Annotated in this window: 23 protein-coding genes; 3 read left to right on the top strand and 20 right to left on the bottom strand. The window is 57.8% G+C overall.

Going from position 1 to position 19,309, the window contains the following annotated elements; translation table 11 throughout:
* Positions 1-937 precede the first annotated feature (937 nt).
* The 5 genes from HMPREF1494_RS06070 to rpmB all read right to left on the bottom strand — a co-directional run bounded on the left by HMPREF1494_RS06070 (position 938) and on the right by rpmB (position 3,876).
* Entirely contained in the window at positions 938-2,617 is a 1,680-nt protein-coding gene (locus HMPREF1494_RS06070) for a metal ABC transporter solute-binding protein, Zn/Mn family (protein ID WP_034520918.1), read from the bottom strand.
* A 54-nt stretch (positions 2,618-2,671) separates the two neighbouring features.
* Positions 2,672-2,971, bottom strand: coding sequence for a 50S ribosomal protein L32 (rpmF, locus tag HMPREF1494_RS11980; protein WP_425331226.1), 300 nt, complete (start codon positions 2,969-2,971; stop codon positions 2,672-2,674).
* A gap of 82 nt (positions 2,972-3,053) precedes the next feature.
* On the bottom strand, positions 3,054-3,359 hold the full coding sequence (gene rpsN / locus HMPREF1494_RS06060) for a 30S ribosomal protein S14 (protein WP_003840993.1): 306 nt from the start codon (positions 3,357-3,359) through the stop codon (positions 3,054-3,056).
* 1 nt (position 3,360) lies between these two features.
* Positions 3,361-3,528: a 50S ribosomal protein L33 gene (gene rpmG, locus HMPREF1494_RS06055; RefSeq protein WP_003840992.1), complete on the bottom strand. Its 168-nt coding sequence runs from the start codon at positions 3,526-3,528 to the stop codon at positions 3,361-3,363.
* An 18-nt stretch (positions 3,529-3,546) separates the two neighbouring features.
* Positions 3,547-3,876, bottom strand: coding sequence for a 50S ribosomal protein L28 (rpmB, locus tag HMPREF1494_RS06050; protein WP_396334914.1), 330 nt, complete (start codon positions 3,874-3,876; stop codon positions 3,547-3,549).
* On the opposite strand from rpmB, the gene HMPREF1494_RS06045 reads away from it, so the two are divergent.
* On the top strand, positions 3,855-4,688 hold the full coding sequence (locus tag HMPREF1494_RS06045) for a hypothetical protein (protein WP_034520913.1): 834 nt from the start codon (positions 3,855-3,857) through the stop codon (positions 4,686-4,688). The genes rpmB and HMPREF1494_RS06045 overlap by 22 nt on opposite strands.
* A gap of 9 nt (positions 4,689-4,697) precedes the next feature.
* Here HMPREF1494_RS06045 and HMPREF1494_RS06040 read toward each other — a convergent pair whose 3' ends face one another.
* From HMPREF1494_RS06040 to HMPREF1494_RS11485, 9 genes are all read right to left on the bottom strand, one after another.
* Entirely contained in the window at positions 4,698-5,471 is a 774-nt protein-coding gene (locus tag HMPREF1494_RS06040; RefSeq protein ID WP_034520911.1) for a hypothetical protein, read from the bottom strand.
* Positions 5,472-5,512: 41 nt separating this feature from the next.
* Complete coding sequence (locus HMPREF1494_RS06035) at positions 5,513-5,983, bottom strand: hypothetical protein (protein ID WP_003838834.1); 471 nt, start codon at positions 5,981-5,983, stop codon at positions 5,513-5,515.
* Between the two features lie 12 nt (positions 5,984-5,995).
* Positions 5,996-6,391 (bottom strand): hypothetical protein, encoded by a 396-nt coding sequence (locus tag HMPREF1494_RS06030; RefSeq protein ID WP_003838832.1) that lies wholly within the window; start codon positions 6,389-6,391, stop codon positions 5,996-5,998.
* A gap of 287 nt (positions 6,392-6,678) precedes the next feature.
* Positions 6,679-7,314, bottom strand: coding sequence for an ABC transporter ATP-binding protein (locus HMPREF1494_RS06025; RefSeq protein WP_003838828.1), 636 nt, complete (start codon positions 7,312-7,314; stop codon positions 6,679-6,681).
* 11 nt (positions 7,315-7,325) lie between these two features.
* Positions 7,326-8,549: an ABC transporter permease gene (locus tag HMPREF1494_RS06020; RefSeq protein ID WP_034520908.1), complete on the bottom strand. Its 1,224-nt coding sequence runs from the start codon at positions 8,547-8,549 to the stop codon at positions 7,326-7,328.
* Positions 8,546-9,916, bottom strand: a complete 1,371-nt coding sequence (locus tag HMPREF1494_RS06015; protein WP_003838825.1) for an ABC transporter permease — start codon at positions 9,914-9,916, stop codon at positions 8,546-8,548. The genes HMPREF1494_RS06020 and HMPREF1494_RS06015 overlap by 4 nt, the downstream gene beginning before the upstream one ends.
* 86 nt (positions 9,917-10,002) lie before the next feature.
* Positions 10,003-10,257, bottom strand: coding sequence for a hypothetical protein (locus HMPREF1494_RS06010; protein WP_003840981.1), 255 nt, complete (start codon positions 10,255-10,257; stop codon positions 10,003-10,005).
* A gap of 163 nt (positions 10,258-10,420) precedes the next feature.
* Complete coding sequence (locus tag HMPREF1494_RS06005; protein WP_034520903.1) at positions 10,421-10,699, bottom strand: hypothetical protein; 279 nt, start codon at positions 10,697-10,699, stop codon at positions 10,421-10,423.
* 584 nt (positions 10,700-11,283) lie between these two features.
* Positions 11,284-11,457: a hypothetical protein gene (locus HMPREF1494_RS11485; RefSeq protein ID WP_003840978.1), complete on the bottom strand. Its 174-nt coding sequence runs from the start codon at positions 11,455-11,457 to the stop codon at positions 11,284-11,286.
* Between HMPREF1494_RS11485 and HMPREF1494_RS06000 the strand changes: the two genes are divergently transcribed.
* A complete protein-coding gene (locus HMPREF1494_RS06000; protein ID WP_003838814.1) occupies positions 11,456-11,941 on the top strand; it encodes a hypothetical protein in 486 nt (161 codons plus the stop codon). The genes HMPREF1494_RS11485 and HMPREF1494_RS06000 overlap by 2 nt on opposite strands.
* A gap of 25 nt (positions 11,942-11,966) precedes the next feature.
* On the opposite strand, the gene HMPREF1494_RS05995 is transcribed toward HMPREF1494_RS06000, so the two are convergent.
* Positions 11,967-12,554 (bottom strand): arsenate reductase/protein-tyrosine-phosphatase family protein, encoded by a 588-nt coding sequence (locus HMPREF1494_RS05995; protein ID WP_003838813.1) that lies wholly within the window; start codon positions 12,552-12,554, stop codon positions 11,967-11,969.
* A gap of 283 nt (positions 12,555-12,837) precedes the next feature.
* Here HMPREF1494_RS05995 and HMPREF1494_RS05990 point away from each other — a divergent pair, with 283 nt between their 5' ends.
* Positions 12,838-13,167, top strand: a complete 330-nt coding sequence (locus HMPREF1494_RS05990; protein ID WP_003838811.1) for a hypothetical protein — start codon at positions 12,838-12,840, stop codon at positions 13,165-13,167.
* An 81-nt stretch (positions 13,168-13,248) separates the two neighbouring features.
* Here the strand turns inward: HMPREF1494_RS05990 and HMPREF1494_RS05985 are convergent, their stop codons facing one another.
* The 5 genes from HMPREF1494_RS05985 to HMPREF1494_RS05965 all read right to left on the bottom strand — a co-directional run bounded on the left by HMPREF1494_RS05985 (position 13,249) and on the right by HMPREF1494_RS05965 (position 19,303).
* Entirely contained in the window at positions 13,249-14,808 is a 1,560-nt protein-coding gene (locus HMPREF1494_RS05985; RefSeq protein ID WP_034520898.1) for an MDR family MFS transporter, read from the bottom strand.
* A 79-nt stretch (positions 14,809-14,887) separates the two neighbouring features.
* The gene (locus HMPREF1494_RS05980) at positions 14,888-16,114 is read right to left on the bottom strand and encodes an Nramp family divalent metal transporter (RefSeq protein WP_034520895.1); all 1,227 of its coding nucleotides are present in this window, start codon (positions 16,112-16,114) and stop codon (positions 14,888-14,890) included.
* A 78-nt stretch (positions 16,115-16,192) separates the two neighbouring features.
* Positions 16,193-16,942, bottom strand: a complete 750-nt coding sequence (locus HMPREF1494_RS05975) for an HNH endonuclease family protein (RefSeq protein WP_003838805.1) — start codon at positions 16,940-16,942, stop codon at positions 16,193-16,195.
* A 168-nt stretch (positions 16,943-17,110) separates the two neighbouring features.
* Complete coding sequence (locus HMPREF1494_RS05970) at positions 17,111-17,974, bottom strand: aldo/keto reductase (RefSeq protein ID WP_034520893.1); 864 nt, start codon at positions 17,972-17,974, stop codon at positions 17,111-17,113.
* Positions 17,975-18,241: 267 nt separating this feature from the next.
* Positions 18,242-19,303 (bottom strand): LacI family DNA-binding transcriptional regulator, encoded by a 1,062-nt coding sequence (locus HMPREF1494_RS05965; protein WP_034520890.1) that lies wholly within the window; start codon positions 19,301-19,303, stop codon positions 18,242-18,244.
* Positions 19,304-19,309: the final 6 nt, after the last annotated feature.

Genomic DNA, 19,309 nt, shown 5'->3' with positions numbered 1-19,309 from the left:
CCCCCCCCCCCGCAAAAATCGGAGAGGGAGGAGGTACGACTGACTGCCAGTCACACCCGCAATTCTGTTTCTCTACATAACGAGAAGTTGAATTATTTTCTCTATGTAAGAAATATACCCATAAGATTTTCAGCTCCCCCTCTGCATAATTACAGCATTGACATCTTATTTGCCGTATAAACCGTCATTCAAGAGTGATTCCCGACGGAAAATCGAAGCACCGTCAAGGGTGTAGCTAGGGGTATGGCACGGCTTGTCGTTTTAGCTCTCAGCGCAACATACTGGCCATTCAAACGCGAGAATACGGAAAATTTATCGCTAGGCACAGTACCCACAAGGTCATGATGCATAAGGTTTAGGGGCCCCACGAAATCACCGGCATCTTCGCCGGCAGAACACCCTCCAACTGCGTACACTATCCGAAAATAGAGGCGTATTGCTCAATCGTGCACGGCAACGCCATCCTCAGCACTAGTGCGGCAGTCACGACTTATTGGAAAATGGCCATCTGAACATCATTAAAAAGGTATGAAAGGCACAACAAACATCGTCTTGAAAACACGAATCGGAAAAACGTTGGTCAATCCGGATTGTGCGCGAAAGAAGGCATTCCTACGAAGCGGCATATCAACAAAAGTGACTACAGCCGAGCTTGACGAGAAACTCCCCGAGAGATGCAGGGCATCATCACGAATACCCTTAATGAACGAATCCAGGATTCGGTTTATCGAGCAAAAAGTCGCCACCGACGAAGCCCGCAAACGTAAGCCCTAAAAACAGCGGGCATCAAGCCTCCCTGCTTCACGAGAAACGGAAGCAAAGAGGCTTGATCCCTGAATGCATGACGCAATGCCGCACGATGTGTTGGCTCCCGTCATGGTTCACGAGAGCCAACACATCGCGCGGCATGGACCCCAAACCGATCAGCTAACCGGCATCAGTGGGCCAGCATCTCCTCGACGATCTGGTCCTTGTTCAGGCTGGACGGATAATACGTCGGCCAGTTGTCCATCTCCTTGAGGGTTTCCTCCTGCGAATCGCCCGCGAAGATGTGGAAATGCGCGGCCTTGCCCGGGGCGATGCCATGGTCGGAGAACTGCACGACCTTGGGGGCGCCGTCAGGCACGTCACCGACTGCGGAGAACAGGTAGCGCACGCCACGATTGCCCTTCTTGTAGTCGAGGATCTTGTATCCGTCGTACTTGTAGGTGGCGGTGGTGTCCTTGCCATTTCGGGTGAAGGTGATCTGGTCGCCCTTGATGGTGATGCGCTCCACATCGGTCTTGTAGCCTGCGTCATAGTACTTCGTATACTCTTCGGCACTCATGGTGCCCTTCTTGGCCTTGGCTTCCATGACCTTCTTGAGGCTGCCGTCCTTCAGATACGGGTAGACGGATTGCCACTCCCCCTCATAGTCGGCCATCGAACGGTTGGCGACATCCTGGGTGAGGAACCAGCCGTTAGTGGTGTCGTTGGCCAGGGCCTGCTTGGCGATGGTCGTAAGCCAGCCCAGCAACGTGTCCTGGTTCTCGGGCAGCTGTTCGGTGGCGGAAATGATCGTCTTGTTGCTGCTCTTGGCGGCATCGTTGAGTTTTTCGGCGAAACCGTCCATCTCCTGCGGGTTGACGACCAGCAGATCCACGTCGGATCCGGAAACGATGTCGAGGGTGGATTTGAGATCGGCGGCGGAAGGCTCGCCTTCGCTGTTCATGGCATTCGTATAGGATTCCGGCGTCTTGTCGGTGGCGCCAAGATAGTCGAGCAGGTAGCTGATGATCGATTCGGTGGCCACATACGAACGCTTCACGCCGGCGGCACGAGCCTTGTTGACCATGGCGACGAATTCGGCATAGTCCGCATTCCAGGCATTCGAATGACGCTGTGCGGTGGCCGCGGTATCGGTGCCTTCACCGGCCTTAGCGGTGTAAGCGTCCGTAATGGCGGTCGCGGCTTTGAGTACGGCTTCGGGGCTGAACCACAGGTGAGGGTTCGTGGAACCGTGATGATGGTGGTGGCCGGACTCGCCATCGCCGTCCTCATGCTCATGCTCATGCTCCTCGGTGGCGGTGATACCCATGAGATCACCCACATTGACGATGGTCTGCTTGCTCTTGTCGAGCTGCGCCTTCTCGGCCCAACCGTCGTAGCCGGCTCCGTTGATCACCACGATGTCGGCCTTGGACAGCTTGGCCAGATCGGCTGGCGTAGGCTCATAATCATGCGGCTCCACGGAGGTGGAATTAATCAGGGATGTGACCTGCGCGCATTTGCCGCCAAGCTCCTGGGCGAGCGCACCCCACTGGTTGACGGAGGCGACCACGGTGAACGTGGTGCTGCACGAATCGTTGGCGTCGCTGACCGTGGAGGTCGAACCGTGAGATGCAGCGGAGGCGTTCCTGCCGTTTTTTGCATTGAGGAACGCGAATCCGCCGACGACGAGTCCGGAAACCAAGGCGCCCACGATGAACGCTACGATGATGGCGATGATGCCCTTCCTGCCGATGGCATCCGTGCTCGCTTTCGTCACGGCCATGGTATCGGACGAATCTCCGGACGGTTCGGATGCCGTATTCTCCGGATTTTTGCTTTCGGGCTGGCTGAGATTGTTCTCGGTCATGCTCTTCTCTTTCTATCTATTCCTTATATATAGGTGACAATCTGTGTGATGCCTTCAATCGACATGCATGTATCCGCGACGTGCCGCGGCCGCAAGGTTCGAGGGCACCTGGACCGTGCGCCCGTCGGGCGTGGTGACGGTGGCCAATTGCGGCGCTTCGGTTTTCCAATGCGCGCGTCTGGAACGTGTGCGGGAGCGGGATGTCCTGTTTTTCGGTGTCGCCATCAGCCTTGCCTGCCCTTCCACCGCGGATTCTTCTTGTTGATGACGTAGAGGTGACCGCGGCGTCGCACGATCATCGATCCTTTTTTGCGAGCCAATGAGCGTATCGAAGCCCTGACTTTCATCGGTCATTCCTTTCCATAGGTGTCGTTTGCTGTGTTTTGCTGGCGTTCGCTTGCCGTATGTTCGCCGGCGAATCGTCCGAAGAGTCCGGTCACCAGCTGGATTTGACGACTCCGGGCAGCTCGCCCGCATGCGCCTTGTTGCGCAGATTGATCCGCGACAGGCCGAATGCTCGGATGAACGCCCGAGGACGTCCGTCGATCGCGTCGCGATTGCGCAGTCTGACGGGGCTTGCATCGCGGGGAAGCGCATGCAATCGACGCATCGCCTCCGCCCGCTCCTCTTCACTCAGCCGCATATTGACGGAATCCTTCTTGTATCGTGCGCGGCGTTCCGCGTATTTCGCCACGATGGCTTCACGCTGGCGTTGTTTTGCGATGTTGCCGGTCTTCGCCACGTCAGCGGACCTCCCGGAACATCACGCGTTTCCTGATTACGGGATCGAATTTCATGAGCTCAAGTCGGTCGGGATTGTTACGACGGTTTTTGGTGGTGGTGTAGGTGGATCCGGTGCCTGCCGTGGATCGCAGGGTGATAACCGGTCTGATTTCCGTGGTCTTTGCCATACGGTTGTTGTCCTCTTTCTATTTGAGATGGCCGATCTCACCGGATTCGATGAGTCGCGCCGCCACTGCTTCGATGCCCTGCCTGTCGATGGTTTTCATGCCTTTCGGCGTGAGCGTCAGGGTGACCGTGCGTCCAAGCGACGGTACGTAATAACGCTTCCTTTGCAGGTTCGGGCTGAAGGTGCGGCGGGTTTTTCTATGTGAATGCGACACCGCGTTGCCGACGTGGGCGCGCGTGCCGAGAACTTGACAATGTTTGGACATGCCGGTAACTATATCATAATGATAATCATTATCAATAAAAGGATTGTGGAAAGAGCTTGAATATGCAGCATCCAGTATTGCCATCACTGGGAAACGCCGAAACGGACAAGGAGGCGATCTCCGTAGTATTGCTGACCGGCGTACACCGATTGGCGTTGGACGCCACATCATTCTCATTGGCGGACTCATGCCCGTCGGTCTGCTGCGTGACATACGACTTCGCCACCGACGACACCGCCGAAACGGGCTTCAGCATGACCCGCACCATCCGTCGACCGGGCGGTCTGGGTCAGTTAAGCGAAGGCGATTGCACGACCTTCCCCATGGAAGCCTGCTGCCCGACCTGTTCGGTCAAACGGGATCTTGTCGCCGCCCTCGGCCATCTATGCAACCGGGCCGACATGTTCCTCATCACCCTGCCGATCGGCATCGAAGGAGCACCGGTCGCGCAATATCTGCTGGAATGTTCACTGCTGGGCGGCACCGCGCGCCCCGTGGATGCGGCGACGATCGCCTCCGTGACCGACCCCGAAGGCTTCGCCTCCAGACTATGCGACGACGAACAGCTGCTATTGGCAGGAACGGATGAACACGACGGCGTATTCGATCCGCGATGCGTGGGCACGGTCCAGGCCAGACTGATCAGCGAAGCCGAGCATGTGCTGCTGCTTCCCACAGCGCGCCCCAACCATCCCGACACGAAAGCCGTCGCGCCGGAACGCAACCACGAACGACCGTCAAGATCTCATGATCTGATAGCCGCCCTGGCCTCGCCCGAAACGGTCATCCATCCGAATGCGCATGCCGTCAGCCTGCATACGTTGCTGGAAACAACACCCGCGGCAACGATCCCCGAAAGCGCCGATGCATGCGGCCGCGGCAACGGACTCGTCTAGTCCATCACATCATTCCATCGCATCATCGGAATCGTCTTCACCGTTCCCTATGACGTGCCCCTTCTCATCCCACGGGCATGAGTAGATGACACAGGGCGTCGACGGGGGACGGTTGACGAAAGTATAGATCAGCTCCAGTTGACGACGTGAAATGCCGATGCGGGCATCCGGTGAGATCAGCAATAGCGGCGACGCCAATTGCGTATGGATGAGCGCAGTAATGGTGCGATTATTGATCGCACCATCATCCACCCAGATGATCGCGTGGGCATCATATCCCTGTTCGACACGTTCACGCTGCTTGATGATCTCGTTCATGATCAGGTCGAGCTTCTGCATGACCCTGCCTTCATGGGTGTTGGGATCATGCCAGAACACGCTGGATACCACGGAATCGTCCCACCCCAAGCGATCGCCGAGCATCTCCGTATACGGCTGCCAAGTGGACAGCCAACGCAGATCCAGCATTCCACCCCTCGCCAAGGCATACAGTTTGCCGGCCAGTTCATCGGACCAATGCAGTTCATGGAAACCGCGCCGCCCGAAATCTATGACCGCCGTCTTGTCCAGCGGGAACGCCCTTTTCGCCGAATACAGGTCCGTACGGTACCCGTCCGGATCGGGAACCAACTCCACATGCCCGACATCGGAATAATTGACGATTCCGGTGTTGGGGAACGCGTTCAGAACGCCATCAAAATCCAGATACATCACCGGCTTGTTCGCACGGCTCATCTCCGTCTCACGATTCGCACCATGGACTATCTTGACCATCTTCCTCATGACTACTCCTCTCGTTGCGTTTACTTGGCGAATGCCATCGTTCAGCTTCCGGAATCGGCCTGTCTCCAGATCTGTTCATCCTTGATGAGCTGGGTGCCGTAACGCATCTTGAGCTGGGATACCAGATCGTCGATATGCCGCTGCGCTTCGATGATCTCGGCACTGTACTTCTGCATTCTCGCCTGATTGAAGGCGATGCCGGTCTCCTCCGGCATCTCACCGACCACATGAGGCTTCTCACCGGACAGCGCATATGCCGCCGCCTCATCCATCAGTTTCCGGTCGCCGCTCCACCTGCTGATGCAACGCTCGATGCGCTTCGCACCGATCAGTTCAAGCGGCATCCCCACACTGGAGAAAATCTGATAGGGGCGCAATCCGCGCATGTACCAGTACATGCAGTAGACCTGGAATTCATGGGCGTAGGTGATCCGTTTGCTTGTCACATGGGCGATCGCCGGCAGCGATTCGAGGTAGCAGACCTCTTCCAGCGTGAATTCGACGTTGGTCATACCCCATCATTCCTAACGTAGATGAGCGATCATCTTGCGGATACGCTCCTGCAACGTGATGATCGTTCTATTGAGCTCCTGTATTTCGGACAGACTCGAAAGGATGATCTCATCACGCATGGCGGGCTTTCGTCCCTCTTCATCGAGCTGTCGGACCTCGGCCATGAGCTGGGGGTTGCTCTTCCACCTGCTGATGCACCGTTCGATGCGCTTCGGCCCGATCAAGCGCGAAGGAAGTCCCGCATTGGAAAAGATGACGCTCGGCCGTGTGCCATGCACATATTGGTACATGCAGTACACCTGAAACGCATGCGAGTAGGTGATACGGCTCGTGGTCGCATGTTCCACAACCGCCAGGGACTCGAGTTCCTCGATCTCCTGATCCGTAAACTTCTTATTGTTCCGCATATGGTATTCCCCGTATCCGTTCTTGCATCGGCATATGCCGACCTTGAGTTCTTCCGCACGGTCTTGCGTCGTCGCAGACCTTCAGATGCTTGCATTCCTTTCGATAATTTGCCTCACTATACTCTGTTCGGGCAGGAAATCCGCAGAACGGGGAAGCCTCTCCCCCTATAAGCAAACCGGTACTCCTCAATCCCCTTACGTACCCTTGAAACGAGTGGACGCCAAATACGACACACCACCCATCATGCTGAGAGCATAACGGGTGGCTGCCATGATATTTCGGGGGCTTACGATCGGGTCAGCTTTTTACGCTTCAGATTCAGCACGATATCGGCGGCATCGGCCACACGCTCGGAATGCGTGACCACGATGACGCACTTGCCCAACTGGTGCGCGGCATCACGCAACAGCGTGATCACATCACCCGTCGTCTTCGGGTCCAGGCTACCGGTCGGCTCATCGGCCAGAATCACGGAACCCGGGGAGACCAAGGCGCGGCCGACCGCGACACGTTGACGCTGACCACCCGATAGGTGCATGATGTTGCGCTTCGCTTCCTCACGGGTGAGACCCAGATCCTCAAGGATCTTCAGATCGGCCTTGGGATTGACCAAACGTAGGTTCTCCACCGGCGTGAGATAGTCGATCAGATTGTGGTCCTGGAACACCAAGGACACATGCTCACGGCGATGCTTCGAATACCCCGTCTCGGCGATGTTCCCGCCTTCGAAACGGACCACGCCCTTCGACGGGGAATCCAACCCTGCCAACAACGACAACAGGGTGGACTTGCCCGCGCCGGACGGTCCGGTTATCGCATACATCTTACCGGCCTCGAAATCCGCGCTGACATCCGACAGAACGCGTATCTTGGCCGCGCCGTACATGTAATCGACATGATCCAACTGTAGACAAACCGACATGATTGTTACTCCTAACTCATGGAGGAAAGAATGGACTTGGGAGAACGTGCCAGCACCGAGGCGAGCGACACCACCAAGGCGATCGCGATGACCCCGCAGCCAAGCAGCAATATGAGCGATGTCTGAGCAGGCGGCAAAGCATCCACCTGCAACGACGAAAGGGAGGCATCATCCGCATTGGCCAGCAGCATGGACGACACGAACCCCGATAGCAAAGCGCCGGTACCAAGCGAACACAAGGCCGCAACCAACGCCATCAGGCAGGTTTCGATCACGAACTGCCCGACGATCCGGGCCTTGCCGATGCCGATGGCCAGAAAGACACCTATCTCATGGATGCGGGAGCGCACCCAGAAGACCAGCACCATGCCCAGCACCAGAACGCCGACCAGGCAGACGACCGCCAGGATCAGACGTACCAGATTACGCACCGTATTCACAGCCTGCAGTACGCCGGAGAAACGGGATGAATTATCCGTGACGTCATATTTCGTCCCGGCCAGCTCCTTGGCCTTCCGTATCGTGTCAGGCAGGCTTTGCGCGCTGGCCGACAGGCATCGTACCGTATCGATCCGCGGTTCACCGGTCAGTTTGGAAGCCACGTTCATCCCCGCATACAGCAGATTCTCCGAGGAATCCGACGGCATGGGACTTTGCGACTGCGTTTTGCCGGAAAATATTCCGGATACGCGCACGGTGGAGTCATGATCGCCTTGTTTCAACGTGAACGTCGAGCCGACCGACAATCCGTTCCGCTGCGCGAAATCCCGATGCACCAGTACACCATCGCCATCACCGGAGATGTGCTTTCCCTGTTCGAGCCGGTACAGTCCACTCTGGAATTCCGTGGACAACGAGGAATCCGTGGACCCCAATACGCTGACCTGTGCGGCCACGCCAACGTCCAGACGAGGCCCCTGTTGGGGAACGACAGGCTGGGCGCCGTCCAGTTCCGCAAAGGTCTTGGTCTCATATGCGGCCTTTTTCACGCCATCGAGATGAGCGAATCGGTCGGCCTCCTTCGCGCTGATGGGATCTTCACGCGCCTCGACCGCAAAACCGATGCCCATGCTCCCGCCGATGCGATCGGCCACATCCTGCAAGGCCGCCGAGACTCCGGCCTGCGCCACCAGACCGGTGAAGACCAACAACATCAACAGGCCGATGAGTCCGCTACGGATCGGCTTGCGCACGATGGCCAGCACGGCACGGCTCCACACATTCACACTCGTCATCGCTGCATCCCCAGCAGGTCACGCGGCGACTTGTACAGCATCGGCATGCAGGAGACGAGCACGCACACCAACACCACGCCCAAGAGCCCGAGGGAGACGGGAAGGATGGCGCCCGCATCGACCGATACCGCAAGCGTGCTCAACGAGCGAGTCGCCATATTGGATTCGAGATTGCCGCCGGCCTGCCCCATGCTGCTCAGTTCGCGGGCGGCGGAGGCATTGACCGAACGAAGCGTGGACGAACCGAGCCATTGCGCCACCCCTCGCGCGCACAGCCAGCCAAGCGCCAGGGACGGTATGCCGACCAGAATCATCTCGCTGACATATTGGGCGACCATGGAGGGCTTGCCCACGCCGATGGATACCAGCACGCCCATTTCCCGGCGGCGGTCATTCATCCACAGCAGCAGTACCAGGCACAGTACGAGGGCCGCGAAGATGAGCACGCCGATCAGGGTGCCGCGCATCATGGAGCGCACGCCCTGAGCCGCACTCAGCATGCCGGCCGTGTACTGGTCGTTGCGGGTGATCTGGTAGTTCTTCCAATCCACCGGCAGCTTCTTCGCGTCGTTCATGGTCTTTTCCACATCAACGCCTTTGGCGAGAGTGAAGGTGGCGTCCTGGTAGATCTCCTTATCGGGCTTGTACTGGTACAACTCACGCGTGGTATTCAGATCCGTGTATACGGTGTTGGAGGTCAGCTCGGCCCTGGTGGCCACCTTCCTGTTGCTGTCGCCCTTGAAAATGCCCGCAATCGTGGTGGTGACGCTTGCCGTGGAGCCGGATTCGTTGTCGGCATCATACGGATTGGCCCTGAGGGTGAGCGTATCGCCCACCTTGAGGTTATTGGCTTTGGCGAGATCCTCGTGAATCATCGACATGTGCTTGTCGGAAGCCTTCAGATGGCGTCCCTGCGCAATGCTGAGCGCATGCGAGGCGAAGGCATTGAGCTTGGCCGAATCATTCGTACCCTCAAGATTCACGGCATTGCCGAATCGCTGCTCCTTCGTCTTGTCGTAATCGTCACCTTCAGGCAGCTTCATCGCATCGGCATCCGTCAGATCGGCGGTGACGTTCTGACGGACGACATACGAAGCGATTCCAGGCAGTTTCGCGATGCGCTGCACGTCGGCCGGTTTCACCGTGCCGGCTCCGCGCGGCGTTCCCGAATTGTTCTGAGGATTGTTGGCCAGCACAAAACCGACGACCGCCTGCTTCTCGATTTGCTCGGCTTCATGCTTTGCCGCTTGCGATACGGCAATCGTGGCAAGCATGCTTGCGGACACTATGGTCAGGATGACCAGCAGAACCAAGGTCCGTATTCGTTTTCTGAGTACATAGCGTCCCGCTCGTGAGATGAACGTCATGATTTCCTTTCCTATGAGAAAACAAGAAGAGGGCCTTCACACAAGCATTCTGAAGGCCCTCTCACATGAATGGAGGCGGATAGGCGTTACTTGCCACCGCGTCGACGCATGAACAGCGAGACACCTCCCGCAATCGCCGCCACGACCACCAACGACACCAGCACAACACCCGGTATGACCAGACTCGAACCCGTCGCCGCCATGACCTCCCGCATCGACGTCGTTCCGCCTGAATCGGCAACGGTCGCACCGGGCAGTTCAGCGGCCTGGGCCGCGGTTTGGGTGAATCCCACGAATAGGCATAGGCCAAACGACAGGACCGCACTCATCCATTTCGTCATTCTTCGCATTGTGCCGAGGTCTTTCCTATGAGATCTTTTTGCTCAATGGTCGGCTATCGCTCAACCGACCGATTATCCTCATGGTAAAAGTCCACGGAATCCCGTCCCCTTCGCTATTCGGCGACGGTATCATGCCATTTCGTTATCGGCGCATGCATCATCATTATTTTTCGGGTGCGTCTAGGGTATGTTTCGGCCCGTCGTTCACCTTCCGTCCGACCGAATCGATCATGGTGCGACACCGTTCGCTCAACGGCACCGACATGGCGATGAGGAACAGGCACAACGCCAGCACGACATCTTCGACCACTCTCCACACCCCGGTCGCCAAATGCCATCTCGTAGCGTCCAGATAAATCACGAAAACGATGAGAATGTACAGACGGACACACAACTGACGAACGGGAAGCCGTTCCTCATCATGCTGACGATCAGACACCATCCCCCGCTTTCCTTCGACGCCGGCCATCCCTTTGAAACGCCATGATACCGCCGAACGTGACCATCACCTGCAGTCGGGGGCATCCATCATCATGGACAAGCCGTCATGCCATCCTTCATCCACCCTATTTCAGCGGAAAACGCCAATCGGGACAACGATTATCCGAAGGTACGTCATAGGGGGACTCCAACGAAGACGCCGCACAGACGCGTAACATGATTCTTGCTTGCGAAAGCAAGTAACGGAGCATAGGGGCTATTGGCCTGTTCGGATTTTATCTTTCTCTCTGTCCGCGCAGGCCATATCCTTTCCGAAACTGCCGGGGTTCCACGCCTCTCCCCTCTTATCCTTCGTGGAACCCCGGCAGTTTCCTTTCCTCAGCATCGTCATGGCATGCAGCGACGAAGCCGGTCATCCCCGACGACGTGCCGTCCATGGCACACAGGTTGCCGAAGGCCCGTCGACGGACAACGCTCCACGCCGCGCACCTCCCGTACCCTCCCCGATGGATAGGGTACGTATAGGGGGATTATGCGGCTTGTCAACTCCTTGCAGACACCGGCATCGAGCCATAGCATGCCTTATTACGTGGGGTGCTGATGCGGCCTGCGCAAGAGGATAAGGATTTCAATGGACTTGAGTAGGGCATGTATGGCAATATTCTCTGCTGCATTTTTTACGCCACTGGTTTTTTCTCCGATTGCCGCATGGGCATCCGCAGCCCCGATAGACACCGTTCCTCCCACCATGTCCGGCATGAACAGATTCCTCAGGCAGGGAGGCAAGAACAAGCTGGTCTTCGATGCCGTCTCGGCCAAACGGGCCGGATATTCGGACCGTGACCTGAAAATCGTATCCTCCCAGATCAGGCTGATGAACATGCTGCTGAGCGAGGGGCAGGCCATACTTCACCCGGACGGCTCCCTATCGTTGCGGTATTACGCATCCGAAGGTTCTTCACGAACCCTCGCACGGGGAATCAACAGAATGGTGATCCAATGGTATGGCGTCTTCGAATACTGGTTGGACAGCGACAAGGCGCGTGATCTCATCTCGGAAATGAAAATGGGACGATTGCTGCCCGATATCATTCCCGGATGGCTCGGCCCGACGATCGACATCGACTCGACATCGTTGCTTCGGGGCGCGCGAGCGGCGGTCAAACCCGATCGAGGCGTGATCGTGTATGCGAGAGCCATGCGGGCCGGTGAACTGAATTCCATCTGGTTCACCTCCCAATGATGCCGGACCGGGTCTGAAGGTGTCTTCAGGCGACGATCTGCGAGCGAATGGGAGCCGGCTCCACGGCGTAATGCTTGCGCATGCTTTTCAGCATCGTACGAATGGCTCCGTTGGTCTGGTTCGCAGCCGTGCGGAACTTGTCGAAAGTACGACCGTGCGGATCGTCGATATCGTGCGGAGCCGGCAACATCGGTCGAATCATCGAAGAGGACCTGATCACCGACTGCAGACGCTCCTGAATGGTCAGACCTTTGATCATGCCGTTACGGGCGCAGTATTCGCACATGTTCGCGAAATCGCTTAACAGGAACGTATACCGTACGGCGGCCGGCGCCAAGGCCACGATGTCCTTGCGCTGGCTCTTTTCAAAACACAGGATCAGGTCGGCCTCGTCCGCCATCTGACGTGTGAGGCGACGGGAGCGGAATCCGCTGGACTCGATGCCCACGCTATCCATCAGACGCGCGCTGGATGGATCGATCTGATGCATCGGCAGACCGCGGGTGCCGGCACTGGAGACGCGTACCGTGGTACCGGTCAGATATTTCGTCAGCAACAGCTCACCCATAGGCGAACGGCAGATGTTGCCCGTACAGACGAACATGATATGCATACGCTGACCTCTTGCAGTGCGTGTTTCGGTTCCTTATGCCGGCTCCAGGGCCGCCATACCCTATAAATGGATATTTTAGCGCAGTCCCTGCCTTCACCGAACCGCCATCGTGAGGGCTCGGGACGGAAGGCTTCCACCATCACCGTCAAATCACTATATGGACATATCTTGCAGTGCGAAACGGTTCGGCAATGTGGTTTCGATACACTGCCACGCACTACGTAACAAGCCGTGACCGCCTACGACAGACGGGGCGTACGGCAGGGGTTCCACGAAAGGACACATGATGAGCGAAGAAGACAAGCTCAACAAAAAAGTGGCCGAAGCCGTTGAAGTGGCAGCGAACGAGGCCGCAAAGCGTGAAATCGACGAACTGACCGAATTCGAACACGCGGTCGACGAGATGCTGGCCTCCGGCTATCTGGATGATACGTTGCGCGTAATCGACACGGAAGGCGTGGCACAGGTGCTTCCGGTACTGGATTCCGAACCGATCTCGCATCTGGTCGAAGGCGTGGAGGCCGTCGGCGGGCGTGCGAACGTGTTCGTTCATACCAGCCAGGGCGTTGTGGCGCTGAGCGTGTTGGAGTACAAGCCGAACGACGAGGAGTGACGGCCGTACGGGAGTCGGGCTTGCTGGCTCCCGTACGGCTTTGGCCACGGTTACGGCCACGGCCAAAGAGGCCCTCAGACTTTAATGTGAGATGCGGGCCAAGGCGCGCTGAACGGCTTCGCGTGTGGTGCCGGCGCCGCGTCCACGCACCCCGAAGAACACCATCAGCACCATGATGAAGCAAATGCCGGCACTGATGCGCAGAGCCCACTGAATGCCGAACACATTGGCGACGGCATACGTGTCTTTCGCACCTCCGATGGCGGCCCAACGCAACGACGTAAACGTTTCCATCAGAATCACCAGTACCGGAGCACCGACCGCACCGGCAATCTGACGTACGGTATTCGTCACGGCCGAACCGGCACTCACCTCCTGCGGCCGCAGACAATTAAGCGACCATGTAGTAATCGGCATGAGCACGAATCCCATGCCGATCTGACGCACGAACTGCCAGATCGACACCCACCAAATCCAAGACGTCATGGAGATCAAACTCATCATGACCGTACCGAAACACAATGTGATCGTGCCGATCAGAGCAACCGGCCGGGCACCGAATCTATCGAGCGCCTTGCCTCCGAAAAACTGCGAAATGCACTGCCCGAGAGCGCCGGGCAACATCACCAGACCGCTGATCGTGGCGGAATAGCCGCGGCAATTTTGAATATAGAGCGGCATAATCACCATAATCGAACTGAATGCGAAGAACGACAGGGCCGCAGTAACCGTACCGACCATGAAACTGCGGTTCCTGAGCACACCCAGATTGAGCAGCGGCGGCTGAACCGTCCGACGACCATCTTCAGGCCGGGCGGCGGCATACCGGCGAGCGCCATGAATCTGGCGGGCGACGAACCAGATGATGCCGATGATGCCGATCAGCATCGGCAGCCAGACCATGGGATGCGTATATGCGTATGATTCGATGTTCGTGAAGCCGAACATCAGCCCGCCGAAACCGAAGATCGACAGTCCGACGGAGAAGAAATCGGCCTTGGCGGAAGGGTCGTGCACGCCGAAGTTACGTAGTCCGAAGAATGCCAGAAACAGTGAAATCACGCCGATGATCGTCAAAGTGAAGAAGATCGAGCGCCAACCGTTCAAATCGGTCTGCACACCGCCCAAGGTAGGGCCGATGGCCGGGGCGACGCTCATGGCCATGCCCACGGTGCCCATGGCCATGCCGCGGTGGGACAACGGGTAGATCGAAAAGACGGTGATCTGCAGCACCGGCCACATCACACCGGTGCCGACCGCCTCCAACAGGCGGCCGATCAGCACCAATGCAAAGGTGGAGCCCAGCCAGGCGAACACGGATCCGGCAGTGAAGACGATCATCGAAGCGAGCACGATCTGACGGGTCGAAAAACGGCGGGTCAAATATGCCGTAAGCGGAACCATCACGCCCATGACGAGCTGGAAAATCGACGTCAGCCACTGTCCGGTCGTGACGGAAATGCCGAAATCGGTCACAATGGTCGGCAGAGCGGCGCTCAATTGCAGCTGCGTGAAGTTGCCGACGAAAGTGATGAACGTCAGAATCGCGATGGAAACGAATGCCGCATGCGTCAGATGGCCGTTGGCATAAGCCTCTTCACGTGCGAGCGCCTGCGATGTTCCCTTCATACCATTGTTCATGCATCACCTCTGCCACGTCATAAATGACTCCAGAATTCTATGCCTACGGTCGGGCATTGCGCCCCCGGCCAAAGCTGGTTCAGACCTTGCCAAGGAGCGTGAGGAAGATAAGGAGAACGTTGAGTGCGACGATCAGCGCAGCGACGGCGATGTTGAGCGCATGCTTGAACGGACCGTCCGCATATTCGCCCATAAGATCCCTGTCGTGCGTGTAGCGCATGAGCGGAATGATTGCGAACGGGATGCCGATCGACAGCACCACCTGCCCGACGATCAGCGCTTCGGTCGGATTGCCGGCGAACCACAGCACAATCAGCGCCGGCACCAGCGTAACGATTCGGCAGGCCCACATCGGTGCCTTGATCCGCAGCAATCCGTGCATGATCTCGGAACCCGCGTACGTGCCGACGGACGTGGAGCTCAGACTGGAGGCCAGCAATCCTATGGAGAAAATCGTGCCGACGACCGGCCCCAACACACTCGCGATCGCATGCTGCGCACCTTCGATCGTGTCCGTGCCGGTCATGCCGTACAACGAATTCGCAGCCAGAATCAACAACGACAGATTCACGGAACCGGCCAACAGCAGCGCCCAAAACACATCGATCTTGCTGCCGTGCAACAGTTGACGGACGGTCGGCTTGCGTTGACCGGGCGCATAATGGTCGTTCACCAGCGTGGAATGCAAGTAGATGGCATGCGGCATGACGGTGGCACCCAGCATGGAAGTGGCCATCAACACCGTTGCGGAACCTTTGAAACGTGGAATCAGACCGGCCGCCACCGCCTTCGGATCCGGCGGCGCTATGAACAGTCCCGCGATGAAGCCGAACGTAATCACCAGCAGCAATGCGATGATGAGTTTCTCGAACATGCGATGCGTGGCACCTTTCTGGAAAATCAGCAGAATCGTGGAAACCACGCCGATAATGCACCCGCCGAGAAACAGCGGCAGGCCGAACAGCAGATTGAGGGCGATGGCACCGCCGATCACCTCGGCCAAATCGGTGGCGATGGCGATGACCTCGGCCTGCATGAAGAACATGAACCGACCGCCGTCGCCCATGCGCTCGCCAAGGATTTCCGGCAGGCTTTTGCCGGTGACGATGCCCAGCTTGGCGGACTGGTATTGGATCAGTACGCTCATGCAGTTGGCGATTACGAGCACCCAGACCAGCAGATAGCCATATCGTGCGCCGGAAGTGATGTTGGCGGCCACATTACCCGGATCCACATAGGCTACGGCCGCCACGAAAGCCGGCCCGAGAATGCCCGCCAATGCGTGTCCGTGACGTTCCTTGCCCATGGCCTTTCCGTGCCCTTCCCTGTGACTGGCGATTAACGAGCAACGTTATAGCGCGATTATGTTACCTCGGCCTGTATTTCAGCTTTCCGGAATGGACTGTGCGGGGCAGCCGTGGAGCACCGACAGCATGGCCCGCTTCTCCTTAGTGGTCACGGTCAGACCGTACTTGTCTTTCACGCCGATCTGACGCGCGACGTAATCGCAACGGTAGTCGCCGTTCGTGGGCAGCCAATAGGCGGCCGACGCGGAACCCTTCTCCTGATTGGCCGGACCATCGACCGCCAGCAGATTGTACATGTCGTTGCCGTATTCGTAACGTTTGGCCCTGCTCCATTCGCGTGCGCCGGATTGCCACGCATTCTCAAGCGCCACCACATGGTCGATCTGCACGGCGCTGGACGTATCGCGCCCACGCCGGAAATGAATGGTCTTACCCGTGTACGGGTCGTTGAGCGTACCGGATTGCACTTTGCAGCCGCCGGCACTCTGGTACCGCACGTCCGTCAGATCACGGGCCAGCACATCCTCACGTACGTCGCAACCATTGCCATCCGCGTCCGTCTGACGATAGCCGAACGCGGTACGATCATAACCGGCCTTGCTGGGGTTATCGTCGACCGTAAGCCGTTCCAGCGTTTCCGCAGCGGTGCCGGTCGCCGTATATTCACCGGTGATCTCACCGACGGTCGGACTGGTTTTCGGCAGAATCAGGCCGATGGTGATGCCGACCACCGCGGCGATCACCAGTAGGCACAGTATGCGTTCGACCGGTCCTTCCGCATTGAAACGCTTCTTGCGAAAGTGCGTGGCATTACGTCGTCGCGGCATGGGAATCCTTAATCATAGGCGCATGGGTCATGGGCCATGACTCATAGCTCATGTGGGTCATAGGCAGAATCTCATCGGTAAGCAAGCCGTTTTATGGGCGGCCGACCGTCGAATCTTCGGTACAACCGAATCTTCGGTACATTGCAACGAACTGCAGACTATTGCGAATCAGGCGTAAGTGAACGTCAGCGGATCGTGACCGGCACGAGTCGGACCATCAAGCGCATCGATGGCCGCATGCTCCTCCTGGGTCAGCGCAAAACCGAACAGGTCAAGGTTCTCCCGCTGACGTTGCGCATGCACCGACTTGGGGATGATAATGGTGCCGTTTTCGATGTGCCAGCGCAGAATCACCTGTGCAGGGCTTACATGATGAGCTTCCGCGATACGTTCGATCGCACCGTTTCCGGCGTTCAGATCGGCACCGCGCGCCATTGGCGAATACGCTTCGACCGCAATGCCATGCTCCTTGCAGTATGCGACGACCTCCCGCTGCTGCCAGGTGGGATGCAGTTCGATCTGGTTGACTGCCGGGTATTCGCCGGTCTCATCATGAAGTCGGTCAAGATGCTCCGGAAGGAAGTTGCACACGCCAAGCGTCTTCACGCGGCCTTCCGCGCGGAACTCGACGAAGGCCTTCCACGTTTCGCCGCTGCGCCAGTTGAACGGGGTCGGCCAATGCAGCATATACATGTCGACATACTCGAGTTGCAACAGACCGAGCTGACGGTCGAAGGCCTTGCGTGCGGAATCATAGCCCTGCTCGGAATCACGCAGTTTGGTGGTGACCCAGATTGTTTCGCGCTTGCTGCCGGTGTTGTAGCCGGTGTTCGCAAGCGCACGGCCTACGCCAGCCTCGTTGTTGTATCCGGCGGCGCCGTCGATATGGCGGTATCCGGCCGCAATGGCGCTTTCGACGACCGGCGTCACGCCTTCATCATCGATGCGTAGCACGCCGAGGCCGACCTGTGGAATCTTATTGCCATCGCTCAGCGTGATCGTCGGAACGTGCCGTTCCTGTGGTTCCGTCATTGTGGTTCCTTCCGTTCTTTGTGGTTCGGTTCTGGTCCGTTCTGGCCTTGTCTGGTCCGGTTCGGTTCCGTTCTGGTTCTGTCCGGTCCGGTTTCCGTGGCATTTCCCAGATTAGCCCCGTACGCCGCCCGACTCATCCGGACCGGACAGAACCAAACCGGATCAAATGGAACCAAGCCGGACCAGACAAGGCCGGACCAGGCCTAGGCCGAACCACACCAGATCAGACGGAACCACAAAGAACGGAAGTCTTTCGATCATCAACCCTTATGCTCGGGTGGTGGCGCGTGCAATAACACGCGACTGGGTGGTGATCAGTTCCGGCTCAAGATGACGCCCGTTGATGCGGTCGATAATGCGACTGACTGCAGTGGGGGCGGTCCAATCAAGGCAGGAATCCATGGTGGTGAGCGGTGGCTGGAAATAAGCGGCTTCTTCGATGTTGTCAAAACCGATCACCTGCACCTGATCGGGCACGCTGATACCGTTGGCCGCCAAAGTGAACAAGGCACCCAACGCCAGCTGATCATTGAACGCGACAACGCCATCAAACGGCACACCGGAGTCGATGAGCCACTGCGTCACACGGGCACCGGAGCCGATGGTCCAGTCGTGGCCGGTGTTGCCGAGCAGACGCGAGTCAAAGGCAACGCCGCGCGCATCGCATGCCTCAAGTACGCCGCGCATACGCAACTGAGCATTGCCCTCCACCGCATCGTGCAAACCATCCAGATCCTCAGGCGCGGTTCTGGCACCTACCACGGCAATTCGAATCGCACCGCGGTCGAATAGGTATTCCGTCGCCTGCCTGGCTTCCTGCACATCGTCGGGAGTCACATGATCGGCCTTACCATGCGTGTCCCGCGCACCGACACAGACAAGCGGATAGTCAACATCAAGATCCTCCGGAGACAGATCTTCCACTTCGGAAATGGACAGAATCATGCCATCCGACACAGTGGTGTTGAAGCCTTCGAGCAGTGCACGAGCGCCACTGGCAGAGCCTTCCGCATAAGTGGTGACGTAAACGGAGTAGTCGTGCAGTCGCGCCGCGTCAATCACGCGATTGGCTAATTCGGCCAGGTATGGCGCGGTGAGGCTTGGCACGGCGAGCGTGATGAACCCCGTATTGCCACGATTGAGATTACGGGCGGCCACGTTCACACGATAGCCAAGCCGATCGATAACCCCTTGCACTTTCTCTCGCGTGCTTTCGGTCATGCGGCCGCTGTTGTTGATCACGTTGGAGGCGGTTTTCAGCGAAACGCCGGCCTCTTCGGCCACATCGCGCAGTGTGATGCGCTTCTTGTCCTGCTTCGTTTCGCTCATATCAGG

Origin of the sequence: Bifidobacterium sp. MSTE12, from assembly GCF_000513015.1 — a bacterium.
In the GTDB taxonomy this organism is placed as follows: Bacteria; Actinomycetota; Actinomycetes; order Actinomycetales; family Bifidobacteriaceae; genus Bifidobacterium; species Bifidobacterium dentium.
Note: the sequence above shows the minus strand (reverse complement) of the source record. Positions and strands in the feature narration are given on the sequence as shown.